The sequence below is a fragment of the Nocardiopsis codii genome (assembly GCF_036327455.1).
Lineage (GTDB): Bacteria > Actinomycetota > Actinomycetes > Streptosporangiales > Streptosporangiaceae > Nocardiopsis > Nocardiopsis codii.
In genome coordinates this window covers 105,160-129,152 of the sequence record NZ_JAUZMY010000020.1, presented here as the reverse complement: position 1 = coordinate 129,152, position 23,993 = coordinate 105,160, and the positions used below count along the sequence as shown (strand labels likewise).

The following is a 23,993-nucleotide window of genomic DNA, read 5'->3' as shown; positions in this document are numbered from 1 at the left end:
CTCACGCCCGGAAAGCGACCGAAACGGCCCGTTCGGGCTCGACGTGAATGGAGTGACGGGTTCCGTCGGGGAATCCGACCACGGTGGTGCGGGGCTCCACCGACCGCAGTGCGGCGCGGGCCCGGCCGTCCTCCCAGGCGAGGGAGTCGACGATGATCCCCCCGCGCGCCCGCAGCCCGTCGACCCGACCGGAGCTCCACGCGCGGGGCAGGGCGGGCAGCAGGTCCAGACGGCCCTCGGAGGACCGGGCGAGCATCGCCGCGACGACCGCCGGGAAACCGCCGCCGATGTCCACGTTGAACAGGGACCCCCGGTTGTGGGTGGGCACCAGGGTGGGCCGCCAGTAGCGGGCGGCGAGCAGGCCGAGGGCTTCATGCGCCTCCTCGGCCAGCCCGAGGTTGGCCGCCGCCAGCCCCAGCTGGACCAGCCCGAAGGCCATCTCGTCGGACTCCTGGCCGCGCCACCACCCGAGCCGGGCGCGGACCGCGCGGACCGCGGCCGCGCGCAGGCGGGGGGACGAGAGGGCGGGATCGGCCTCGTACCAGAGGGGGTAGAGGTGGGAGGCGTGGCGGTGGGCGTGGTTCTCGGTCTGCTCGGCGGGTCCCGCGGGTCCGGCCCACTCGGCGAGTTCGCCGCCCGGGGCGATCCGGTAGCCGGGAAGGCGGGCGCCGAGTTCCACCCAGCGGCGGGCTCCGGGGCGGCCGAGTGCGTGGTGGGCCCGGACGAGGTTGCGGACCAGGTCGCGGACGGCGGCGACGTCCATGGTGGCGTTGACGGCGGCCTGTCCGTCGCCGTCGCCGGGGGTGTTCTCCGGGGAGTAGGAGGGGACGAAGCCGTCGGCGGTGAGGAAGTCCTCGTGGAACTCCCCCGCGGCGACGAGGAAGGGCAGGGCCCGGTCGCGCAGGAAGGCGCGGTCGCGGGTGTGCGAGTAGTGGTCCCAGTAGAGGCGGGACATCCACGCGGCGCCCGCCGTCCAGCAGGTGAGGCACCACTCGGGGCCGAAGTGGTTGTGCCGCCCGGAGGTGGAGGCGTGCGCGGGCAGCAGCACGCCCCGGCAGCCGTGGAGGCGTCGGGCGTTCTCGGCGAGGTCGTCGGCCATGCCGTCGAGGAGGTCGAACAGGCTGGTCATCAGTTCGGGTGTGCCGGTGGTGTGGAGCGCGGCGACGGCGGAGGGGAGGTTGCCGTCGAAGGTGTACCCCGATCGCCAGGGCGGGTCGTAGGTGCCGCTCCACACCCCTTGGAGGGTGGGCGGCAGATCGCCGCAACTGGAGATGACGGCGTACCGGCCGGCGTCGACCAGCCGGGTGACCAGGTCGGGGGTGGGCCCGGCCGACAGCAGGTCCTCGCCGAGAGGGGCGGGGCCGCCGTGTCCGGGCGTCGCCGGGGCCGCCGGGGCCGTGGTGTCCCCGAGCCACAGCCGGAACCTGCCCATCAGGTCGCCGTGCACGTCCCCGTGGCGGGCGAGCACCCCGTCGAAGTCCACGGCGGAGGCTGCCGTGGGAGCGGCGGAGGCGGAGCCCGCGGCGGGAGCCGGAGGACCGTCGCCGGAGGCGGCGTGGGACGCGGGCGCGGCGGGAGGCACCGCTCCTGTCCGCGCGGACGGCCCGACGGGGACCGCGCACCGGTCCTCCGGGGCGTCCGGCGCGGGCACGTGGACGCGGGCGAGGAGCCGGAGCCGGGTGACGCCCCGGAGTTCCAGGCCGCCGCCGGCCACGCGGACCCTCCCGCCCTCGGCGCCGACCTCGCAGGTCACCGTGTACCCCGGCAGGGTTCCGGGCGGGCGTTCGGGGAAGCCGACGCGCAGCACCATCAGCCCGGAAGCGGTCTCGGTCTCCACCGCCAGGGGGACCGGCGGGGCCTCCTCCAGGAGGGTGAGCCGCAGCAGTCCGTCCAGACCGCCACCGCTCCCGCCCGCCCCGCGGCCGACGCCGCCGTCACCGGCCGCGGTGATCTCGACGGCCACGGCGTCGTCGGGACGGGAGGCGAGGACGCGGTGCGCCACACCCCCCGGCAGGTCCTCGGTGACCAGGCCCGTGTCCAGGTCGCACCGGCGCTCGACCGCTCCGGGGCGGGGGCCGAACGGGGCGAACGACAGCACGGCCGCTCCCACCAGCGGGTCGATCCACCGGGTCTCCGCGTACCCGGGGTGCTCCTCGGCAGCGGTCCGAACGATGAGCTCGGCGGCGGCGCGCGAGCGCCCCCGGAGCAGGAGCCGCCGGACCTCGGGCAGGACCCGGGAGGTCTCCGGGGCGGGCAGGGACTCCGTGACGGGCAGGAACAGCCTCTCGTGGCCGAGGGTGACGCGGATGCGGTCGGCGGTCGAGTGCACGAGCGCACCCAGGCGCCCACTGCCGGTGACCAGCGCGTCCTCCCAGTCCGTGACCGGGTGTCGGGTGCGGACCTGGCGTGCTGCGGACATGCGGGCTCCTCGCGTGGGGGGTGTCGCCGGGGGTTGCGGTCTCGCCATACTTTGTTGGCTCATGCACCGAATCGACCGGCGCCAACCCTAGAAGGAGTCCTCCATGCCCTCCCCGCCGTCGTCTCCCCCGGGCCGCCCCGCGTCCGCCGCGAAGTCACCGGCGGCCCCGCCCTCCACTCCTCCGGTGACACCCGCGACACCACCGTCCGCGACGTCGCGTCCGGTCGCCCGCGCAGCCCCGACTGCGGCCTCACCCGCCCCCGCCTCCCCGTCGCCCTCCCTGTGGTTCGGCGGCGACTACAACCCCGAGCAGTGGCCGGAGAAGGTCCAGGAGGAGGACGTCGACCTGATGCTGCGCGCCGGGGTCAACCTGGTGACGGTCGGCGTGTTCTCCTGGGGACTCCTCGAACCCCGCGAGGGCGAGTACCGGTTCGAGTGGCTGGACAGGACCATGGACCGGCTCGGCGAGGCCGGGATCGGCGTCGCGCTGGCCACGCCGACCGCGTCGCCTCCACCGTGGTTCACCCTCGCGTACCCGGACGCGATGCCGGTGACCGCCGACGGCACACGGCTCACGCACGGCAGCCGCGACACCTACGACGTGTGCGCCCCGGCCTACCGGGAGGCCTCGGCGCGGATCGCCCGCGCCCTGGCGGAGAGGTACGCGCACCACCCGGCGCTGCGGATGTGGCACGTCCACAACGAGTACGGGTCGTGGTCGCACTCGGACCACACGGCGCGGGCGTTCCGCGACTGGCTGCGCAGGCACCACGACGACCTGGGGCGGCTCAACGAGGCGTGGACGACGTCGTTCTGGAGCCAGCACTACTCGGAGTGGGAGCAGATCCTGCCCCCGCGCGCCACGCAGTACCTGCCGAACCCGGCGCACGTGCTGGACTTCCGGCGGTTCCTGTCCGACGAGATGCTCGACCACTTCCTGGACCAGCGCGACGTGCTGCACGAGGTGCGCCCGGACGTGCCGGTGACCACGAACCTGGCGTTCGGCGACTGGGTGCCGGTGGACCCGTGGCGGTGGGCGGAACACCTGGACCTGGTGGCCGTGGACGACTACCCGAACTTGACGGGGCCCGGCGGCGCGGAGCAGACCGCGTTCGCCGCCGACCTGGCGCGCTCGTGGGCGGACCGGGTGCCGGGCCGGGGACGGCCGTGGCTGCTGATGGAGCAGGCGGCGGGGGTGACGTACACGGGTGAGCTGACGCGCCCGAAGAACCCCGGTGAGACCGTGCGGCACAGCCTGGCACACGTGGCGCGGGGGTCGCGTGGGGCCATGTTCTTCCAGTGGCGGGCGTCCCGGGGCGGCGCGGAGCAGTGGCACTCGGGGATGGTGCCGCACGCCGGTCCCGACTCGCGGATCTTCCGTGAGGTGTGCGAACTGGGGAGCCTGCTGCCCCGTGTGGCGGAGGTGCGCGACGCGGAGGTGGTCGCGGACGCCGCCGTCACCTGGGACCCGGAGTCCTGGTGGGCGCTGGGGAGCCCGTCGCTGCCCGCGCGGAGCGTGGACTACCTGGAGTCGGTGCGCCAGGTGCACCGGGTGCTGTGGCGGTCGGGCCGCACGGTGGACTTCGTGCGCCCGGACCGGGACCTGCCCCGGGTCCCGCTGCTGGTGGTGCCCGCCCTGTACCTGCTGTCGGACGCGGCGGCCGAGCGGTTGGCGCGCTACACCGAGGACGGCGGGACCCTGGTGGTGACCTACCTGAGCGGGCTCACCGACCAGGCCGGAACGGTGCGGACCGGCGGGTACCCGGGCGCGCTGCGGGACCTGCTGGGGGTGCGGGTGGAGGAGATGTACCCGCTGTTCCCCGGGGAGACGGTCGGTATGGACCTGGGGATGGTCCGCGAGGAGGTCACGACGTGGACCGAGCACGTCCACCTGGCCGGGGCCGAGGCCGTGTCGCGCTACGCGGGCGGCGCTCTGGACGGGTTCCCGGCGGTGACGCGTCGGCGGTACGGGGCGGGTGAAGCCTGGTACGTGTCGGCTCGGCTGTCGGACCGGGGGCTGGGCCGGGTCATCTCGGAGGCCGCCGGGTCGGGGCCGTTCCCGGAGGACGGGCTGGACGTGGTGCGCCGGGTGGCGGCGGACGGCGCGTGGGTGTTCGTGACCAACCACGACGACCGGGCACGCCACATCGACCCGGCCCGGTTGGGGTTGGGGCCGGACGCCGTGGACCTGCTGTCGGGTGCGTCGGCCGAGGGCCTGACCCTGCCGGGAGGCGGGGTCGCGGTCCTGCGCGGGCACCCGGCGGCGGGCTGACCCGCGGGCGGCGGACGGCGGGGCGCGGACCGGCGGGCCCCTCGCGGCCGGTTCGTCCCCGGGTCCCCGCACCGCACGGGGCCGAAGGGCCCGGGCCCCGGGCGAGGGGTCCTGTGCGGCGCGGCCCCGCCCCTGCGGGTGACGCGCCCCGCTGTCGCGGCGGAGCACGGCGAACCGCCTCGGCCGGGAGTCCGGCGCCCCTCCCCCGCGGGGCCCGACGCCTGCCCGACACACCGTTGACAATTAGTTGTCGGTCTAGACAAACTGATCGGAGGCCCCTACCCCCAGGAGACACGACATGAGCGACTACCGGCCCGTGCCCGCGGACAGGTTCACCTTCGGCCTGTGGACGGTGGGCTGGCGCGGGGTCAACACCTTCGGCGACGCCGTGCGCCCGCCCCTCGACGGGGCCGACGCCGTGCGCGCCCTCGCGGGACTCGGCGCGCACGGGATCACGTTCCACGACGACGACCTCATCCCGCCGGGAAGCTCGGACTCCGACCGGGAGGCGATCCTCAAGCGCTTCCGGGCGGCCCTGGACGAGACCGGGCTGGCCGTGCCCATGGTGACCACGAACCTGTTCACGCACCCGGTGTTCCGGGACGGCGGGTTCACGTCCAACAGCCGTGAGGTGCGCCGGTACGCCATCCGCAAGGTCATCCGCAACATCGACCTGGCGGTGTCGCTCGGCGCGAAGACCTACGTGTGCTGGGGCGGCCAGGACGGCGCGGAGTCGGAGGCGGGCAAGAACGACCGCGCGGCCCTGGACCGCCTGCGCGAGGCGTTCGACATCCTGTGCGGGTACGTCATCGAGCAGGGCTACGACCTGCGGTTCGCCATCGAGCCCAAGCCGAACGAGCCGCGCGGCGACGTGCTGCTGCCGACGGTCGGGCACGCGCTGGCGTTCATCAACGAGTTGGCGCACCCGGAGATGGTGGGGGTGAACCCGGAGGTCGGACACGAGCAGATGGCCGGGTTGAACTTCGCGCACGGAGTCGCCCAGGCCCTGTGGGCCGGGAAGCTGTTCCACATCGACCTCAACGGCCAGCGCGGCGTGAAGTACGACCAGGACCTGCGGTTCGGCGCGGGGGACGTGAAGGAGGCGTTCTTCCTGGTGGACCTGTTGGAGAGTGCCGGGTACGAGGGGCCCCTGCACTTCGACTTCAAGCCGCCGCGGACCGAGGACATGAGCGGCGTGTGGGAGTCGGCCTCGGCGTGCATGCGCAACTACCTGATCCTCAAGGAGAAGGCGGCGGCGTTCCGCGCCGACCCCGAGGTCGCGGCGGCGTTGGAGGCCTCGCGCGTGCCCGAGCTGTCCCTGCCGACGCTGGGTGAGGGCGAGAGCCTGGCGGACGTCCTGGCGGAGGAGATCGACCTCGCCGACGTGGGCGGGCGCGGATACCACTTCGAGCGCCTGGACCAGCTCGCCCTGGAGCACCTGCTCGGCGTGCGCTGATCCGTGCCCCTCCCGGCCCGGGTCCCTCCGCTCCCCCCAGTGGGCCCGGAGGTGCTCGGGCCCGGGACGCCGCACGCGCGACCCAGGCGGGCGCGACCGTCGACGACGGCGGCGGTGTCGGTGGCGGTGGCGGTGGCGGTGTAGGACACGGACCTCCTCCGCCTGGATTCCGGGCATCGTGGGGACGATGCCGGAGAACACCGATATCCGCGAGGGCCGGCGGGGGTGGCTGTGTGCGCCGGACGGGCTGCCGGTCCCGCGTGAGGGGCGACGGTCGGAGACCGGTGCGCGTGGGGCGTCTGATTCCGGTTGTGACGGCAGGTGCGCGACCGTGGCGTCCTGAGCACGGACGAGTACGGGACGCGACTGTCGTCTGACACTCCGGGAGGGGACTTTGGTCACCGGCGCAGGCGGTGACCTGCGGGTAGCCTGGGCGAGCAGAACACAACCGCCCCCTGCCAACAGCCCTGGCAGGGGGCGGAACTGTGCGCGGAGACTACTGGCCGCTGAGCGTGAGACGCAGGGCGTCCCACTCGCGGACGGGCACCGACAGGTGGCCGAGCTCGCGGTTCTGCGTGTCACGCAGGTGCACACGGGATGCGGCGGTGTCGGTCCGCGCCTCGGCGCGGGTGCCACCCGTGCCGTGGCTGGACGTCATCCAGCTCCCACCCATCACGTGGACCCGCGCTTCCACGCAGTTCCCACCGTCCCCGTTGCTGTAACTGGACTTCTGCCAGGTCTGGCCCATCATGCGTTACCGCCTCGAATCCGTTCCATCAGAGACCGTGACGCGGGAACCGGCAGCGCAGCGCTCCTCAGCTCCGCGAAGGTCCGGTCATAACTGGCCACGATCTCCGGTTCCTTGAGGGACATACCCGCTTTGTGGCCCTCGACATAGGCGAAAGTGCCACGGTCAGGGGCGGAACTAAGCATAAACGCGCCGCCCAGACCGGCGTGGCCCTCTGTCCGCATCGGGACGACCTGGATGGTCACCCGGGGCCGGTGCGACTCCGCGATGAGGTGACCGATCTGGGTGGGCATCACGTCGGGGTCCGAGAAGCCCCGGAGCAGTACGGTCTCGTCCAGGAGCACCGTCACCCTGGGGGGGTGGGGCCTCTTGAAGATCTCCTGCCGCTTCAATCGCGCGGCGACGATCTGCTCGATGGCGTCCGGGGAGGCGTGCGGCGAACCGATCTGGCTCACCACACGGGCGTACGCCGCCACCTGGAACAGGCCCGGCACCAGCCCCAAAGCGTATTCACGGATCTCCACCGCCGTCTGCTCGGCCTCCGCCACGTCGCGGAAGTAGGTGTTCATCCCGGACGGGGAGAAGGCCGTATCCCACGAATTCAGAAGGACGTCGTGCGCGATAAGAGCCCTGTCGATGCGTACCACTTGCTCACGCCGCGTCCCTTTCATGCCGCGCTCCAACTCGCTCACCGTGCTCTGCGCGATCACGGCCGCCTGCGCCAGCTCCTGTTGCGTCATACCTGCCTGTAGGCGGTACTTCCGCACCAGAAGACCGAACCGCTCGCGTGCGGAATCCACTTCTCCACACCTCATCGCTCATATCGCTGGATTATCGGTTGTCATCGCACGGCATACGAAAAGCACCGTCTTTCCTAATGAATGTAGACCAGGAAATGGTGTGAGTGGAAGAGTTCTCTCCTGGAGGGGCCCGGACCCGCTGCGATGCGGCGGAAAGGGGCTGCTCCCCGGCCTCCTGACCACGGGTCGGGAGGCGCGCGCCCGGACCCCGGAGGGACCCGGGCCGCGTGGGGCCGCCTCGTCCGTCGAGGGACCGGAAGGGGCGGCCGCCCGACACAGGGGCGGTCCGGCGGTCGGAGCCGCAGACGGCCGCCAGAACGAGGAGCCCACCCGGATGACACAGACCACGAGGTGAGACGAATGCAGCCCACCGCCGCGCCCCCAGCCGTTCCGGGGCCGGAGCCGGAACCCGAACCCGTCCCCTACCCGCACCGGCTCCGGTTCGAGGAACGCCACCGGAGCGGCATCGTCCTCGGCCACGAGCAGGACTACACCGTTCTCCGCGCGTGGGTGCACGGGACCGTTCTCGGTCCCGCGGCGAACTGCGTCATGCGGGTCGCGGTCGCCCTCGTGTCGAACGCCCACCGCCACACGCTCAGCGGGGCGCCGGGCGGGAACGTGCACGTCGTGATCGACCAGAACCCGTTCCTGCTCGCCCTGCGGGTGACCGACAACGGCCCCAGGCCCGGCGCGCGCATCCCGTACCCGCGCCTGGGCGAGCCCGGCCGCGATCCGCGCTCCGGCCTGCGCCTGGTCGAGGAGCTGACCGTGTACTGGGACTGGGAGTGGGAGTGGCGGGGCACCACGATGGGTCCGCTCACGATCCGCGCGGTGATCGACACCCCCTGAGGCCGGTGCGGCGGGGACACACCCCGTTCTCGAAGAGAGCTCCGCCGTCGCACCGCACACGTGCCGGGCGGGTCCGGGACCTCCCAGGCCCGCCGCGTCAGCGTGACCCGCGCGCCGGCCCGCGCCGAGTGCCCCGCCGCCCTGCCCGTCCCGTCGTCCTCCGCCGCCCTGACCGCCCCGCCGGCCCCCTGTGCCCGCCCGCCGACCCAGTCCGCTGCCGCCACGCTCACGATCCGAGGAGAACGCACCGTGCCCACCCCCGCCGCCCTGCCCCACCTGATGGACCGCGTCGAGGACCTCCTGACCCCCGGCGAGGTCGCCCGCCTGTTCCGGGTGGATCCCAAGACCGTCATCCGCTGGGAGAAGGAGGGCCAGCTCACCTCGGTCAAGACCCTGGGCGGCCACCGCCGCTACCCGAGGACGCAGATCACGCACATGATGAAGGCGGAGCGGGACGACGACGCGGTCATCTGCGCCCTGGAGGAGGTCCATCACCTGGCGCTGGAGACCGGCGCGGTGCGCGACGCCGACCGTATCGCGGTCCTCATCGCGACCCTGCGCGCCGACGGCTGAAACGGGGACGCGCAACACCGGGGACCGGGCCGAGGGTTTGGGACGCCCTGTTCCTGGACACCACCCCACCGCCCCGTTTCCCCCAATTCCCACACCCTGAACAAAGGACACCAAGAGCGACATCAGGGATTGTTCAGACAGGAAGGAAAGAGCAGAATCCACTTTTTGGGATGACCTGAGCTGCGCGAACACGGCCCTCCGAAAGTTTTTTTCGGCTCCTTCTCGAAAAAACTCTCCCCCTCCCAGAATTCTGCTCTACTCTGGCACCGATCCCACACCCCGCTCCACACGGTGACCCCGCGACGGTTGAAGCCGTCCGGGGCCGTGGCCAGCAACTTCACGACCTTTAACCAAAGGAATTGCCAGCATGCGACAGTTTAGCGCTGCCGTCCTGGACCGCGCCTTCGGCCCGCTCCTGAACCTGTTCTCCCCGCCGCGCGGACGGCACTCCTCCGCCGCGGCACTCCGCCGCCGTTCGACCCGGGTCCGCCGGTACGCGACGGCCCTGATCCTCGCCCTCGCGCGGATCGGCGCGGCCACCGGCCGGCCCGCGCTCCCCCCGGCCCCGGAACCCGTCCCGGTGTCCCCCGCCTCCGTGCCCGTCCCCGCGCTCGCCCGCGTCCCGGACCCCCGTCCGGCCCCCGCCCCCGAGCGGCCCGCCGACGACCTCGCCCTGGTCAGGCTGTACTACGCCGCGCACGAGGACGCCTCCGCCCGCGAGCGCTTCCGCGACCTGGCACGGTCCGCGGACCGCGCACGGGAGTTCGACCGCATCCAGGCCGAGGCCACCGCCCGCATGTGCGGCTGGGCCCACCGCGACGTCCCGCTCTCCGGCGACCTCCTCGCCTCCGACCCCGCCCCCGGCCTCCCCCGGAGCGCCGCGTCCGCGCCGCTCGGAGCACCCGTCCGACACGAGGCCCTCCCGCGGACAGCACCGGCCCCGCAGGTGGCGGCCCCCGTGTGCGAGGACGCCGACGACTGGCGCACCTTCACCCGCCTCGCCCGTGTGTGGCTCGCGCAGCAGGACCGGCGCCCGGACCGGGCGCAGCCCCGGCCCCAGCTCCTGGTTCAGCCGTGGGTGTGGGGCGGGCGTGCGGGGGTGGCGGCGTGATCGCCCCGACCCCCTCCATGCTCTCCCGCTCCTACCGGGGCGGCCTGGCGGACCTGTCCACCGGCCGCCGCGACCTGGCCCACGACCTCCACCGGCTCGCACCCGGCCTGGGCACCCTCGTCCGGGCCACCTTCACCACACACCGACCGAAAACCGAACAGTAGAACTCCGACCACACGCGGTGGCCGTGGGCGCGAGCCCGCGCTCGTCAGGCCCGGGTGGTGGCGCTCCTCCTCGCGGTCAGCCTCGGCTCCAGCAGGGTGACACCCGCGTGCGCGGGCCCGTCGATCTTGTCCATGAGCAGGCCGACGGCCCGGGCGCCGACCTCCTCCGCGGGAAGGTCCACCGAGGTGAGCGGCGGAACGCCGGGCGGAACGGGGCCGATCGCGACCACGGACAGCTCGGGGACGGTGAGCCCGTGCTCCGCGAACGCGTCGAGCAGCGACCCCACGGAGGGTTCGTTGTGAACGATGAGGCCCGTGAGGCCGGGGCGCTCCCTGACCAAGGTGTCCGCGACCTCGCGAACGGTGTCGGGCGAGCAGGGGTGCGAGGTGGCGCGGACACCGCGCGCGACAGCCGCCTCCTCGAACCCGGCGACGGTGCGCTCGGCGAACCCCGTGCGCCGCTCGTAGACCGACGGGGGCTGGCCGACGAACGCCACCTCGGTGTGCCCCAGGTCGGCGAGGTGGTGCACACACGCCGCACCGGCCGCCGCGAAGTCCAGGTCGACGCAGGTCAGCCCCTCGGTGTCCTCCGGAACCCCGATCAGGACCGACGGCAGGTCGAGGGAGCGCAGGACGGGCACGCGCGCGTCGTCGGCCTCCACGTCCATGACGATCACGCCGTCCACCATCGCGCTCCCGGCGACACGGCGCAGCCCGTCGGGCCCCTCCCCCTGGGTGAGGAGGAGGACGTCGTGGTCGACGGCGCGGGCAGCGGTGACCACGGAGACGGCGAAGCGCATCGCGACAGGGACGTGGACGTCCTCGCGCAGCGGGATGACCAGGGCGATCACGTTGCTGCGGCGGCTGGCGAGCGAGCGGGCGCCCGCGTGGGGCTGGTATCCGAGCGCCTCGATGCTCTCCCGGACCCGGCGCGTGGTGGCCTCGGAGATCGAGCGCTTACCGCTGAGGACGTAGGAGACCGTGCTGGGAGACACTCCGGCGTGCCTGGCCACATCGGAGATCCGCAAGTGCCGTCCCGTCCATTGTCGAACCGATTCGATGAGATGTTACGCACCGCACCTGCCTGGCGCAACGCACTCACATGATGGCACGGGGCCGTCGTCCCCGGCAGGGCGGTGCGGGTGCGGGAGGGCCGCGCGGACGGCCGCCGGAACCCGTCCGGCCGCAATCGGCCAGAACCGGACTCAGCGCCCACGCGTCTTCATGGTCGTGGTGTCCCACCCCTCGGAGGCCCCCATGACCGTCCTGTCACCCGCCCCCATCCTCCTCGCCGCGCTGTCCGCCGTCCTGCTCGTGGTCGTCGGCATCGGGGTCCTCATCCTCACCGTCTCGGCACCGCCCGGCCGCAGGGGGCTGGTCGCCACGGCCGGCTCGCTCATCACCGCCGGAGCGCTCCTGGAAGGCGCCGTCAGGGTCGGCGGCTTCTACCTCCACACCACCCTCGGCTACGGGGCACTCCCACCGTTCCTGTTCGCCCTGGCCGACCTCGTGCTCGCGGCGGGCCTGATGCTGCTGGTGATCGCGGCGACCAGACGACCCCAGACCCCCGACGGTCCTCCCGGAGCGCCCCCTCTCCCGGGCTCGGGCCCACGAGCGCACCAGGCATCCTGAGGAGACCACCGTGTACTTCCTGAGCACCCTCGTCACCGCGGTGGTCGTCGCGGGGCCGATCGCGGCGGTCGGAGTCGTCGCCCTCGTGCGTGCCCGCAGATCCCCGCGCTCCCCGGGCGCGGTGCGGACCGCGGGCATCCTGTTCGTCTCGGCCGCGCTCCTCCGGGCCGTCCGCGCCACCCTCCTCCCGGCGCTCATCGCCCTGGGGTTGCCGCCCGACCAGTACCTCCTCCTCAGCACCGTGTCGACGGGCCTCACGATCCTGGTGGCACTGCTGATCTGCGGAGCGGTCATCCTCCTGCTCGTCGCCCTGGTGCGGGCGAAGCCGCCGGCGCCGCCCCGGGGCCCCGGTCACCCGGGTGCGCCCTGGTGGGCCGCGGGGCCGGGGCGACCTCCGTATCCGGGCCGTCGGGGATACCCGGCCTCCTCGACCCCGGGTCACGCGACGTCACCCGGGGCCGGCCCGCAGCCTGCCCACGGCGATCCGGGTACCGGCGCCCCCGGCGAGGAGCACGGTGGCACGGGTACCGGTACCCCGGGCCCGGAGCACGGCGGATCGTTCGCGCCCCCACCGCCCCCCGGGCCGTCGTACGGCGGCCACGGCACGGGCGGCCCCGGCTGGATCGGCCATGACGGCGGCGGCTTCGGCGGGGGCTGGGGTGGAGGCGGCGGCAGCTCCGGCTGGGGCGGTGGTGACAGCGGCGGGGGGAGCGGCGGCTCCTCCGGCGGTGACGGTGGAGGCGGCATGTGACCGCCCCTCCCCCGTCACCGGGGGCGGCCGGTCAGAGCGGACCCGCCCCGGAACGCCGCTCGTGGCGCGAGCGTGCCAGGCGGTGGGCCGTGCCCAGCAGCTCACGGACCGCCGCCTCCGTCCGCGGTCCCGGGTTGACCACGGCCAGCCAGCCCAGCGTCGCGTAGACGGGGTGCGCGAACAGGACGTCGCTCTCGCTCGTGTCGGCCTCCTCCGTGGCCGCTTCACGCGGCTGCCGACCCGTCCGAGCCTCGAAGGCGTCCTTCCCGACGGAGAGGTTCAGGCGGAAGGTGTCGGCGCGGTCCAGTCGCGACGACGTGTCCTCCGGATAGTCCTTGGTCACGATCGTCGCGAACGGCTGGGTCGTCTGCGGGACCTTGCCGTCAGGGGCGTAGTAGAAGAACGTGTCGCCCCAGCTGATCTCGGGCGAGCCGTCCCCGGGCCCGGGTCGGAGGGTCAGAATGCCGTCGAGGTCGCCGACGAACCCCATGATGTCTTCGATCGTCATGCCCTCTAGTGTTTCCTTCATGTGCTTGTGGAGACTTGGGGCCGAAGACACCGAGGCGGGCAGGTGAGAAGTCGCAAGTCGGCTGTCCTGCGGACCATCGACGTCGCGCGCCGGAGCGGGTACTCCGTCCAACAGGTGCGCAACCTCGAACGGGACGGCGTGCTGCCCCCGGTCCCGCGCACCGACACGGGATACCGGACCTACGACGCGTCGCATCTGGGTTCCGCGCTCGCCTATCGGGCTCTCGCGAGCGGCACGGGGCCGGTCGAGGCCAAGAGGATCATGCGTGCGGTGCACGCGGGTCCCGTCGCGGAAGCGCTCGCCCTGCTCGACGCGGCGCACGCGCGGCTCCACACCGAGCGGCGGGAACTCGCGCTGGCCGAGAAGGCCGCCGCGTCGATCTCCGGCGAACTGATCGACGATGTGCGCCCCTCGGATGCGATGGGCATCTCCGAGCTCGCCACCGCACTCGGTGTGCGGCCCTCGACGCTGCGGCACTGGGAGGCCGAGGGCCTCGTCGTGCCCCCGCGGTCCTCTCCGCGGGGCCCGCGCCGGTACCTCCCCGACGATGTCCGGGACGCGCGGATCGTCCATCAGCTGCGCCTGTCCGGCTACCGGGTCGCCACGCTCCGGGCCCTGATGCCCGAACTGCGGCGTAGCCGCCGGTGGGAGGAGGTGGCGACGGCGCTGGCCGCCCGGGTCGCGAGCATCGACACCCGGTCGCGAGCCCTCATCGACAGCGCCGTCGCCCTCAGCACGCTGCTCTCACCGGTGGGGAACCCGGGCCCCGGGACCACCGAGGACCCACACGCGTGAACCGACCGTTCCCGACCCGGCCCCGGCGCCCAGTGCCCGGACCTCGGTCGCGGTCCTCAGTCCGCGGTCCTCGACCCGCCGCGCCCGGTCCCGGTCCCGGTCCCAACCCGCCGCGCCCGGTCCCGAGCCCGGTCCCAGCGCCAGTCTTCAGCCCCGGTCCCAGCTCTCAGCCCTCAGCCCTCAGCCCTCAGCCCTCAGCCCTCAGCCCTCAGCCCTCAATCCTCCAGTTGGATCGTGCCCGCACCCCCGTCGATCGTGATGGTCTGGCCGTCGCGGATCAGCTCGGTGACGCCGGGCACGCAGATCACGCAGGGAATGCCGTACTCGCGGGCGACGGTCGGCCCGTGCGCCACCGTCGAACCGGTCTCCACCACCACCCCTCCGGCGGTCATGAACAGCGGCGTCCAACCCGGGTCGGTGGTCTGCGCGACCAGGATCTCCCCGGGTCTCAGCGAGGCCCCGACCGGATCGTGGACCACCCTCGCCACACCCGTCGCGGTCCCCGCCGACGCAGCGACCCCGACCAGCTCACCGGCACCGGCCTCCCCTGCGGACAGCGCGGGCAGGGTCGTCTCCACGTCCGTCCCGTCGGACAACAGAACCTGGGGCACCCTGCGGCGTCGGCGCTCCCGCGCGTACACGGCCCGGCGCCGGGCGACGAGCGGACGCAGGTCCGTGCCGTCGACCGCGGTCCGGGCCTCCCCGAGGTCGAGGAACATGATGTCGTCGGGGGCGTCCAGCCGCCCTTCGGCCACCAGCGCCTCCCCGACCAGGAGGAGCTGGCGGCGCATCTCCGCGATCGCGAACAGCAGCGCGAACTTGGGGTACTCGCGCAGACCGGAGAGCGCGCGGGCCCGACCGAAGAAGAACTCGGCCAACCGCGCACGCACCGGTCTGGACTCCCTCGCCCGCCGCACCAGCTCGTCCCGCATGCGCTCCGCCTCCGCCACGGCCCGGGCGAAACGGCGGTCGGGCGCCTGCTCCGGGTCCTCCACCCGCAGGTAGTTGGCGATGGCGCCGAACAGCGGCGCGGGGTCCTCCGCCCAGCGCGGCACCCCGACGTCGATCTCCGCCGCGCCCCGGTGCCCGTAGCGTTCGAGGAAGCCGCCGAGCCCGATCTCGGGAAGCTCCCCGGCACGGTACCGCTGGGCCAGCTCGGCCGGTGGCGTCCCCTGGAGCAGGTCGCGGTGGGGCCGGGCCCCCTCGGCCAGGTGCCACAGCGCCAGGTCCATCTCCGTGGTGACGTTGTGCGGCATGCCCCCGAGGACCGTGGCGACCTCCTCCGCGGTGGCCACGCCCCGGAGGAGCAGCAGGGGCGCCCTGGCGGAGAGGATGCCGACGTACAGGGCCCCCAGCATCGGGGTCATGCTGCCCGTCATCACCGGGGTCTGGACCTCCTCGGCGTACGACAGCCGCTCGCCGGCCGTGTCGACGTCCCGGGCGGACTCGGTGATGTGCCGTCGGATCTCCGGACCGGCCCGGAGGACGCGGCGCCGGGTGTCGTCGGGGAAGGCCAGCGCTGTCACGGCCTCCGCGAGAAGGTCGCGGGTGAGCGGTGCCACCGCGGCGACGGTCCTGGCCACGGCCCGGGGGTCGACGCGACCGCCCCGCCGGGGCGCGAACCGGGGATCGTCCAGGAGCGCGCGGACCGACGCGGAAACACGGGGGCCGTAGAGCCGCATCAGGCCTGGCAGGGAGCCGCGGAGCACACGGTTGCGCAGGAGCGGGGTGAGGTCGAGGTAGAACCGCCCGCCCACGTCGGCCATCATCCGGTCCCACCCGCCGCTCCCGGCCCTCGCCACGTCACGGAACCACGCGGAGGCGGCGGCCCGGGCCCCGGACATCCCCATGGGGGTGAAGGGCCGGAGCATGCCCTGCAGGTTGCCGGTCTCGACGTAGGCGCGGGGACCGTCACCGGGTCGGGCGGGGAGGGGGAACAGGGTGGTGATCGGACGGGACTGGAGTATCCAGAGGGTGCCCTCGCGGTCGAGGGCCCACTCGACGTCCTGCGGGGCGCCGAGGCGGGACTGGAGCCGGGTGCCCGCCGCGAGGAGTGCGCCCACCTCGTCGGAGGAGAGGCAGCCGCCGACGGGCCCGTCGGTGCTCCCGTCGGGGTGGACCACGTAGTGGTCGGGCCGCACGGTGCCGTCCACGACCGCGGTGCCGAGCCCCCGCACCGCGTCCACGACGGTCTCCTCCCGGGTGCCGGTGACGGGGTTGGCGGTGAACAGCACCCCGGCCGCGCGGGGGCGGACCATGCGCTGGACGATGACGGCCATGTGCACGGACGCGTCGTCGATGCCCCGGTCCCGCCGGTAGGCGACGGCCCGGTCGGTCCGGAGGGAGTCCCAGCACCGCCTGACGGCGGCGACCAGGTCGTCGACCCCCTCGACGTCGAGGTAGGTGTCCTGCTGGCCGGCGAACGAGGCGTCGGGCAGGTCCTCGGCCGTGGCGCTCGACCGCACGGCGACGGGCCCGCCGCCGAGCGCCGTGTACGCGGCGGCCACCTCGTCCTCGGGGACCGTCCCGGAGCGGTGCGCCCCGGTGGTCACGCAGAATCCCGGGGGAACCCGCTCACCCGCCCTGATCACCTCGCCGAGCCCGTCGGCCTTGCCGCCGACCAGCGCGGCCGAGTCCGGGTGGATCCGATCCAGTGGAATCACCAGCACGGCTGTCACCTCCGTCTTCCGTCCTCCTCCATACTTCCCCGCCGGGGCGGGGCGCACCGGGTTGTCCACAGGGGAGATTCGGGCTGCTCCCGCTGGTCGCGGTGGCGCGCGGAGCGGGGCAGGCGTCTCACGGGGCGACGGGGAGGCCGGAGCGGAGGCAGCGCCTCGCGGGGGAGACGGGAGAAGAGGCCGGAGCCCCACGGGGAGGGGAGAGGTTCACCCGGAGGGTTCGAGGGGCCCGGGGGCCTGGGAGCCGGGGCAGGGGCAGGGGCAGGGGCAGAGACCTCGCGGGGCGGCAGGGAAGGGCGGGGTCCAGGGAGTGGAGGGGCGGGATCCGGGGAGTGTTTTCCAGGAGGCCTTCGGGTCCGCGAGCGGCCGTCCGGGCGATCTCTCGCACGACGACGTGCGAGGTGCAGCCTGGTCGTGCCTCACGAGCGCAGAGGCGCGGCGAGAGGAAGCCTGGCGGACGCGAGGCCCGGAAGGAGGCAGAGAACAGGACCTAGGCGGGGCGGGTGTAGACCAGGGAGTACCGCCAGAACAACAGCCTGCGCAGTCGGGTGCCGGGCAGGTGCCGGCGGACGGCTCCGGCGATCTCGTCCAGGTCCATGCCGGGCTCGCACACGGGCATCTCCGCCGTGGGGCCCACCCTGTGCAGGTCGGGCGTGCCGGTGAGGGTGCGCGCCACGCGCAACCCCGCCCCGATCGTCCACTGCGGTCCGAGGGCGGCCAGGCTCACGGCCGCGTCGGACCAGCTGTGCTCCCGGTAGTGGCCGAGGACGGCCAGGGTTCCGCCGGGGGCGAGGGCGGACGCCATCCGTTCGAGGGACGGCCCGAACGGCATGTGGTGGATGCTGGAGACCGCACTGACGAACCCGTACCCCTCCGGGTCCAGCTCGGCCTCCCCCAGGGAGGCCACCCTGTAGTCGATCGGCAGCCGGGGCGGTGTCAGTGTCCGCGCCATGTCGATCATCCGGCTCGCCGGATCGATGGCGTCGACCCTGAAGCCCCGGGTCGCGAGAACCCGGGCGAACCTGCCGCCACCGCACCCGACGTCGAGAGCACGGGAACGCGCGGGGAGCGCGTCCGCCGGTCCCCCGCGCGACGGCCCCGGGCGGCCCCTGCGGTCGACGGGCGGGCCGGGCGGGAGCACCTGGCGCAGCAGGTGGCCGTGGTAGTGGCTGTTGTGGTCCCACGACACGTCGAGGGGGCTACGGGGGAGGAATCGGCTCATGCGACCGGAGGCTACCCGGCCTGCCGCTTGGCCTCCAGCGCCTCCATGGCCGCCACGGCGGTGGCCACGGTCTGGTGGACCGGGACCTGGCGGTGCAGGCCGACCAGGCGGACGACCTTGGTGACGCGCTCGTTGAGAGCGGCCAGCGCCAGCGATCCGCCCATGTCACGGACGGTTCGGTACGCGTTGATGATGACGTTCAGACCGCTCGAGTCCATGAAGTCCAGACCGGACAGGTCCAGGATCAGCCAGGGACCGTGGTCCTTGACGGCGGACTGGACGTGTTCCTGGAGGTCTGCGGCGGTCGCGATGTCGAGTTCTCCCTCGATCGCGACGATGACGCTGCGGCTCTCTACCCGCGTGCTCAGCCCAAGCCTGTGCACGTTCACTCCTCCCGGCCCCACATTGAGATGGTGAGGGGTCCCTCGCTTAACCATACGCAGACAGGCGGGCCGCGCCCACCTGGCCCGGACCACTCCCACAGAACCGGACCACCGAAGGGAAGACGCCTACGCGTCCGCGAGTCTGGTAAGTCGTTGGACACACACGGTATAAGCGAACCGCCCGTTCGGGAATGGCATAGGGCAAGAAATTTTCGCCTCGTGGGCACGAACCTCCCTCTGTGCAGGTGATATCACCCGTTCACGTTGGGTCATTTCACGACATGGAACCCGCTGTGAACGCCCCCGCAACAGAGACCGGAGCTCCGCCCCGGGTCCGGTCACGGTGTGTTCACCCCTCCTGGGGAGGGTCACCCTGCGTGAAGGACTCCAGCAGGGTGCGTGCTGCGAGGGTCGCCGTCGTCTCCCCCGAACGCACCCCGTCCTCCATCCCCGGAATGAGGGAACTCACTCCCGGGTCGCGCAGGAACGAGTCCATCAGCCTGTCCCGGACCTGGTCCCACATCCAGCTGACGCCCTGGCTCCGGCGGCGCTCGGCGAAGGCCCCGTCGGCCTCCAGCACACCGCGGTGCCGAAGGACCGCGTCCCACACCTCGTCCAACCCGTCACCGGTGAGCCCGCTGCACGTGAGCACCGGCGGGCGCCACTCCGGGTGCACCGGCTGGAGCAGCCGCAGCGCCCGCGACAGCTCGCGGGCCGCCTTGCGGGCGTCGTCGGCGTGGGAGCCGTCGGCCTTGTTGACCGCGACCACGTCGACCAGTTCGAGCACGCCCTTCTTGATGCCCTGGAGCTGGTCTCCCGTGCGGGCCAGGGTGAGGAACAGGAAGCAGTCCACCATGGCGGCCACGGTCACCTCCGACTGGCCGACGCCCACCGTCTCGACCAGCACCACGTCGAACCCGGCCGCCTCCATCAGCAGCATGGTCTCCCGGGTGGCCCGCGCGACCCCGCCCAGGGTCCCGGCGGTGGGCGAGGGCCTGATGAAGGCGTTCGGGTCGACCGCCAGGCGGGCCATCCGGGTCTTGTCCCCCAGGATGCTCCCGCCGGTGCGCGTGGACGACGGGTCCACGGCCAGGACCGCGACACGGTGCCCGGCGCCGGTCAGGCGCGTGCCCAGCGTGTCGACGAACGTGGACTTGCCGACGCCCGGCACCCCCGTGATCCCCACACGGTGGGCCTTCCCGGTGTGCGGGAGCAGGCGGACGAGGAGTTCCTGGGCGGCCTCGGCGTGGTCCGGCCGGCGGGACTCCACCAGTGTGATCGCCCGCGCCAGCGTCGGGCGGTGTCCGGACAGGACCCCTTCGGCGAGGGCGCCCACGTCGACCGGACGCCTCCCGCCGGCCCGCGTCCTCGGTACGGAACCCTCGTCGCCCACTCCTGCTCCCCTTCCGGTCTCTCGGCCCGTGCCGCTACAGCCCTTCCCCGTGAACGCCCAGCCGCTCCTCCAACTGGTCGAGCAGATCGACGGCGGCCTCGGCGATGACCGTCCCCGGGGGGAAGATCGCCGCCGCCCCCGCCGCCCGCAGGGCGTCGAAGTCCTGCGGGGGGACGACACCGCCGACCACGATCATGATGTCCTCCCTGTCCAGCCCGGCCAGCTCCTCGCGGAGGGCGGGCACCAGGGTGAGGTGCCCGGCCGCCAGCGACGACACCCCGACCACGTGCACGTCCGCCTCCACGGCCTGGACGGCGACCTCCGCCGGGGTCTGGAACAGCGGGCCGACGTCGACGTCGAAGCCCAGGTCGGCGAACGCGGTGGCGATGACCTTCTGGCCCCGGTCGTGGCCGTCCTGCCCCATCTTGGCGACCAGGATGCGGGGGCGTCGGCCCTCCGCCTCCGTGAAGTCGTCCACGCGCTGGTTGACGCGTTCCATGAGCCCGGCCGCGTCGGCGCTGCCCGCCGCCTCGTTCCTGTACACACCCTGAATCGTACGGATCTGACCAGAGTGGCGGTCGAAGACCTTCTCCATGGCGTCGGAGATCTCGCCGACGGTGGCCTTGGCCCGGGCCGCGTCCACGGCCGCGGCGAGGAGGTTGTTCGTCAGCCCCTCGTCCGCCTTGGACTCGCGCCCCGCGGCCTCCGTGAGGGCGGCGAGCGCGCGGCGCACCTCCCCCCCGTCCCTCTCCTCGCGCAGGCGGCGCAGCTTGTCCAGCTGCTGGGTCCGCACACTGGAGTTGTCGACCTTGAGGACGTCGATCTCGTCGGCCGAGTCGGGGCGGTACTTGTTGACGCCGATCACCGGCTGGCGGCCGGAGTCGATGCGCGCCTGGGTGCGTGCCGCGGCCTCCTCGATGCGCATCTTGGGCAGCCCGGCGTCGATCGCGGCGGCCATGCCGCCCGCCCTCTCCACCTCCCGGATGTGCTCCCACGCCTTCGCGGCCAGCTCCTGGGTGAGGCGCTCGACGTAGTAGCTGCCGCCCCACGGGTCGACGACCCGTGTCGTCCCGGACTCCTGCTGGAGGAGCAGCTGGGTGTTGCGGGCGATACGCGCGGAGAAGTCCGTGGGCAGGGCCAGGGCCTCGTCCAGGGCGTTGGTGTGCAGCGACTGGGTGTGCCCCTGCGTGGCGGCCATCGCCTCCACGCAGGTGCGGGCCACGTTGTTGAACACGTCCTGGGCGGTGAGCGACCAGCCCGAGGTCTGGGAGTGGGTGCGCAGGCTCAACGACTTGTCCCTGGTCGCACCGAGGTCCTTGACCAGTCGCGCCCAGAGCAGCCGGGCGGCGCGGAGCTTGGCGACCTCCATGAAGAAGTTCATGCCGATGGCCCAGAAGAACGACAGGCGCGGCGCGAACGCGTCGACCTCCAGTCCGGACTTCCGACCCGCACGGATGTACTCGACGCCGTCCGCCAGGGTGTACGCCAGTTCCAGGTCGGCCGTGGCCCCGGCCTCCTGCATGTGGTACCCGGAGATGGAGATGGAGTTGAAGCGCGGCATCCGCTGCGAGGTGAACGCGAAGATGTCGGAGATGATCCGCATCGACGGCTGCGGCGGGTAGATGTAGGTGTTGCGGACCATGAACTCCTTGAGGATGTCGTTCTGGATGGTCCCGGACAGCTTCTCCGGGGGGACACCCTGCTCCTCGGCGGCGACGATGTACAGCGCCAGGACGGGCAGAACCGCCCCGTTCATGGTCATGGACACGCTCATCCGGTCCAGCGGGATGCCGTCGAACAGCTGGCGCATGTCGTAGATGGAGTCGATGGCCACGCCGGCCATGCCGACGTCGCCCGCCACCCGCGGGTGGTCGGAGTCGTAGCCGCGGTGGGTGGCCAGGTCGAAGGCGACGGAGAGCCCCTTCTGGCCGGCGGCGAGGTTGCGCCGGTAGAAGGCGTTGGACTCCTGTGCCGTGGAGAACCCGGCGTACTGGCGGATCGTCCAGGGCTGGTTGACGTACATGGTCGGGTAGGGGCCGCGCAGGTACGGCGGGATGCCCGGGAGGCCGTCCACGAAGTCCAGGCCCGCACGGTCGGCGGACGTGTAGAGGGGTTTGACGGAGATGCCCTCGGGGGTCTCCCACTCCAGGGCATCCGCGGCCTTGCCCGTGGCGGCCTCGACGGCGGCCCGCCAGGAGGCGGCGCCGGCGGGAGCCGCGGTGTCGGCCCCGGGCGGTTGCGGGGCGACGGTGGAGAAGTCGGGGATCATGTGTGCGCCCCCTGGGCAGTCGTGGGTGGGGCCGGCGGCTCGCTGGCCAGGACGTCGACCAGGTCCGTCAGCAGGGCGACCGCGTCGCAGCCCCGGTGGGCGAAGGCGTCCACCCCGGCCTCGCGGTAGGCGTCGCGCGGCGGGCCCGCGAGCAGCACCCGGCGTGCCCCGGCCCCACGCAGCGCCCGTGCGACGCTCTCGGCGTGCTCGGCGTAGACCCTGTCCGAGGAGCAGATCACCGCGACCCCGCACCCGGAGGCCGCGAACGCCACGGCGGCGTCGTGGGCGTCGGCCAGCGGCCCCGGTTCCTCCACCGCCACCCCGCCCGCGGCGAGGAGGTTGGCGGCGAACGACGCGCGCGCGGTGTGCGCCGCGACCGGTCCGAGGGTGGCCAGGAACGCCGTCGGACGCGACCCCGTCGCGTCCTCCCGGGCGTCACCGCGGTCCCGCAGGGCCTCGAAGTCCCCGGCGTACCGGCGCACCGGGAACCAGGTCCCGGTCACCGCGGCCGGGTCGGCCTCGCGGACCAGGCGTTTCTCGGCCAGGGCGGGGTACTCGCTGACCCCGGTCAGCGGTGACGCCCGGTGGGCCAGGTCGCGGCGGCGGCGCTCCCACACCTGGTCGACCCGCTCGCGCAGCAGCCCGTCCCCCACGGCTTCGGCCGCTCCGCCCGCGGCCTCCAACTCCTGGAAGAACTCCCAACCCGTCCGGTACAGGTCGCGGGTCAGGGCCTCCACGTAGAACGACCCCCCGGCCGGGTCGATGACCCGCGCCAGGTGCGACTCCTCGATCAGGAGCGACTGGGTGTTGCGGGCGATACGGCGCGCGAAGTCGTCGGGCAGGCCCACCGCCGAGTCGAACGGGGCGACGGTGACGGCGTCCGCGCCGCCGACCCCCGCCGCGAAACACGCCACGGTGGTGCGCAGCATGTTCACGTGCGCGTCCCGGCGGGTCATCATCGCCTCGGAGGTGGCGGCGTGCAGGCTCATGCGCCGCTGGTCGCCGGGTACCCCGGCGGCGGCGAGCACCTGGTTCCACATGCCGCGGACGGCCCGCAGTTTGGCGATCACGCTGAACTGGTCGGCGTTCGCGGCCAGGCGGAACCCGATCCTGGACGCCGCGCCGGCGACGTCCAGGCCGGCGGCGTGCAGGGCCCTCAGGTAGGCGGTCCCGGCGGCGATCGCGAACCCCAGCTCCTGCGCCTCGGAGCCGCCCGCGTTGTGGACGAGGGTGCCGTCCGCGACGAACAGCCCCAGACCGGGGCGGCCCTCGGCCAGTCCGGCGGCGAACCGGGCCGGGTCCATGACGTCGGGCCGCTCACCCGCGCGCGCGGCGGTGGTGAGCGGGTCGATGCCGAGGTGGGAGACGACCCGGCCGTCGGGGACCCCCGCGTCCGCGTGGGCTCGGAGCAGCGCGGTGGCGGCGTCGGCGTGGTCGGCGCCGGGGTCCAGGACCACCGGTGCGAGGTCGAGGTAGACGTCGGTGAGGGCCTCACCGAGGGAGGAGGGGGGCAGGCCCGCTCCTCCGACGGCGATCCACAGCGAGCCCACGCCGTTCATGAGGTCGGCGTGCAGACGGCGCCGCAGGGCGGCCGGGTCGGCGTCGGTGTGGCGGGCGCGGATGTCCCAGCCGTCGGTGACACCCCCGCCCGGCCGGTAGCCGCGGGTGAACGGGGGCAGCCCCGGGAAGCCCGGGTCCGCCGCAGGGGGCTCCGCCGTGTAGAGGGGTTCGATGTCGAACCCGTCGTACGTGTGCGTGGCCAGCGCCGACTCGGGTGTGTCGGCGAGCTTCTCCTCGGGGACACCGCTCTTGCGCAGCACCCCCTCGACGAGTTCCCGCCACCTTTGTGGGGTGGCCTCGGGAAACCCTTCGGCCAGGTTCGGGGCGCCGGTTCCGGCGGCCCCGCTCTCAGGGACGTCCATACATCGGATGGTAGAGAATCGCGTTCG

Annotated in this window: 19 protein-coding genes and 1 pseudogene; 9 read left to right on the top strand and 11 right to left on the bottom strand. The window is 73.4% G+C overall.

From position 1 onward, the window contains the following. Position 1 precedes the first annotated feature (1 nt). The gene (locus Q8791_RS20170; protein ID WP_330093313.1) at positions 2-2,419 is read right to left on the bottom strand and encodes a glycosyl hydrolase family 95 catalytic domain-containing protein; all 2,418 of its coding nucleotides are present in this window, start codon (positions 2,417-2,419) and stop codon (positions 2-4) included. Positions 2,420-2,699: 280 nt separating this feature from the next. On the opposite strand from Q8791_RS20170, the gene Q8791_RS20165 reads away from it, so the two are divergent. Beyond that, positions 2,700-4,691, top strand: coding sequence for a beta-galactosidase (locus tag Q8791_RS20165; protein ID WP_330093325.1), 1,992 nt, complete (start codon positions 2,700-2,702; stop codon positions 4,689-4,691). Positions 4,692-4,989: 298 nt separating this feature from the next. Further along, positions 4,990-6,147: a xylose isomerase gene (gene xylA / locus Q8791_RS20160; RefSeq protein ID WP_330093312.1), complete on the top strand. Its 1,158-nt coding sequence runs from the start codon at positions 4,990-4,992 to the stop codon at positions 6,145-6,147. 496 nt (positions 6,148-6,643) lie between these two features. Here the strand turns inward: xylA and Q8791_RS20155 are convergent, their stop codons facing one another. Further along, a complete protein-coding gene (locus Q8791_RS20155; RefSeq protein ID WP_330093311.1) occupies positions 6,644-6,898 on the bottom strand; it encodes a DUF397 domain-containing protein in 255 nt (84 codons plus the stop codon). Beyond that, positions 6,895-7,695: a helix-turn-helix domain-containing protein gene (locus tag Q8791_RS20150; protein WP_330093310.1), complete on the bottom strand. Its 801-nt coding sequence runs from the start codon at positions 7,693-7,695 to the stop codon at positions 6,895-6,897. The genes Q8791_RS20155 and Q8791_RS20150 overlap by 4 nt, the downstream gene beginning before the upstream one ends. Before the next feature lie 360 nt (positions 7,696-8,055). On the opposite strand from Q8791_RS20150, the gene Q8791_RS20145 reads away from it, so the two are divergent. From Q8791_RS20145 to Q8791_RS20130, 4 genes and pseudogenes are all read left to right on the top strand, one after another. Continuing rightward, the gene (locus Q8791_RS20145; RefSeq protein ID WP_330093309.1) at positions 8,056-8,544 is read left to right on the top strand and encodes an ATP-binding protein; all 489 of its coding nucleotides are present in this window, start codon (positions 8,056-8,058) and stop codon (positions 8,542-8,544) included. Between the two features lie 279 nt (positions 8,545-8,823). Then, positions 8,824-8,985: pseudogene (locus Q8791_RS20140) on the top strand (BldC family transcriptional regulator); the annotation flags it as partial. Positions 8,986-9,484: 499 nt separating this feature from the next. Further along, on the top strand, positions 9,485-10,228 hold the full coding sequence (locus Q8791_RS20135) for a hypothetical protein (RefSeq protein ID WP_330093308.1): 744 nt from the start codon (positions 9,485-9,487) through the stop codon (positions 10,226-10,228). Then, positions 10,225-10,392, top strand: a complete 168-nt coding sequence (locus Q8791_RS20130) for a hypothetical protein (RefSeq protein ID WP_330093307.1) — start codon at positions 10,225-10,227, stop codon at positions 10,390-10,392. The genes Q8791_RS20135 and Q8791_RS20130 overlap by 4 nt, the downstream gene beginning before the upstream one ends. A 44-nt stretch (positions 10,393-10,436) precedes the next feature. Here the strand turns inward: Q8791_RS20130 and Q8791_RS20125 are convergent, their stop codons facing one another. Next, a complete protein-coding gene (locus Q8791_RS20125; RefSeq protein ID WP_330093306.1) occupies positions 10,437-11,420 on the bottom strand; it encodes a LacI family DNA-binding transcriptional regulator in 984 nt (327 codons plus the stop codon). A gap of 229 nt (positions 11,421-11,649) precedes the next feature. Between Q8791_RS20125 and Q8791_RS20120 the strand changes: the two genes are divergently transcribed. Both Q8791_RS20120 and Q8791_RS20115 read left to right on the top strand, forming a co-directional pair. Next, positions 11,650-12,024: a hypothetical protein gene (locus tag Q8791_RS20120; RefSeq protein ID WP_330093305.1), complete on the top strand. Its 375-nt coding sequence runs from the start codon at positions 11,650-11,652 to the stop codon at positions 12,022-12,024. Positions 12,025-12,034: 10 nt separating this feature from the next. Beyond that, the gene (locus Q8791_RS20115) at positions 12,035-12,775 is read left to right on the top strand and encodes a hypothetical protein (RefSeq protein WP_330093304.1); all 741 of its coding nucleotides are present in this window, start codon (positions 12,035-12,037) and stop codon (positions 12,773-12,775) included. A 31-nt stretch (positions 12,776-12,806) separates the two neighbouring features. Here the strand turns inward: Q8791_RS20115 and Q8791_RS20110 are convergent, their stop codons facing one another. Beyond that, a complete protein-coding gene (locus tag Q8791_RS20110) occupies positions 12,807-13,283 on the bottom strand; it encodes a DUF6194 family protein (RefSeq protein WP_330093303.1) in 477 nt (158 codons plus the stop codon). A 63-nt stretch (positions 13,284-13,346) separates the two neighbouring features. Between Q8791_RS20110 and Q8791_RS20105 the strand changes: the two genes are divergently transcribed. Then, on the top strand, positions 13,347-14,099 hold the full coding sequence (locus Q8791_RS20105) for a MerR family transcriptional regulator (RefSeq protein WP_330093302.1): 753 nt from the start codon (positions 13,347-13,349) through the stop codon (positions 14,097-14,099). 215 nt (positions 14,100-14,314) lie between these two features. Here Q8791_RS20105 and Q8791_RS20100 read toward each other — a convergent pair whose 3' ends face one another. The 6 genes from Q8791_RS20100 to Q8791_RS20075 form a co-directional block, all read right to left on the bottom strand. Then, positions 14,315-16,768 carry a PEP/pyruvate-binding domain-containing protein gene (locus Q8791_RS20100; protein ID WP_330093301.1) on the bottom strand — a complete coding sequence of 818 codons (2,454 nt, stop codon included), beginning with the start codon at positions 16,766-16,768 and terminating at the stop codon, positions 14,315-14,317. A 499-nt stretch (positions 16,769-17,267) separates the two neighbouring features. After that, positions 17,268-17,999, bottom strand: a complete 732-nt coding sequence (locus Q8791_RS20095; RefSeq protein WP_330093300.1) for a class I SAM-dependent methyltransferase — start codon at positions 17,997-17,999, stop codon at positions 17,268-17,270. An 11-nt stretch (positions 18,000-18,010) separates the two neighbouring features. Further along, positions 18,011-18,382: an STAS domain-containing protein gene (locus Q8791_RS20090; RefSeq protein ID WP_330093299.1), complete on the bottom strand. Its 372-nt coding sequence runs from the start codon at positions 18,380-18,382 to the stop codon at positions 18,011-18,013. A 349-nt stretch (positions 18,383-18,731) separates the two neighbouring features. Beyond that, positions 18,732-19,775, bottom strand: a complete 1,044-nt coding sequence (gene meaB / locus Q8791_RS20085) for a methylmalonyl Co-A mutase-associated GTPase MeaB (RefSeq protein WP_330093298.1) — start codon at positions 19,773-19,775, stop codon at positions 18,732-18,734. A 34-nt stretch (positions 19,776-19,809) separates the two neighbouring features. Beyond that, positions 19,810-22,044: a methylmalonyl-CoA mutase gene (scpA, locus tag Q8791_RS20080; RefSeq protein ID WP_330093297.1), complete on the bottom strand. Its 2,235-nt coding sequence runs from the start codon at positions 22,042-22,044 to the stop codon at positions 19,810-19,812. Beyond that, a complete protein-coding gene (locus Q8791_RS20075; RefSeq protein WP_330093296.1) occupies positions 22,041-23,966 on the bottom strand; it encodes a methylmalonyl-CoA mutase family protein in 1,926 nt (641 codons plus the stop codon). Before Q8791_RS20075 ends, scpA begins: the two co-directional genes overlap by 4 nt. Between the last annotated feature and the right edge of the window lie 27 nt (positions 23,967-23,993).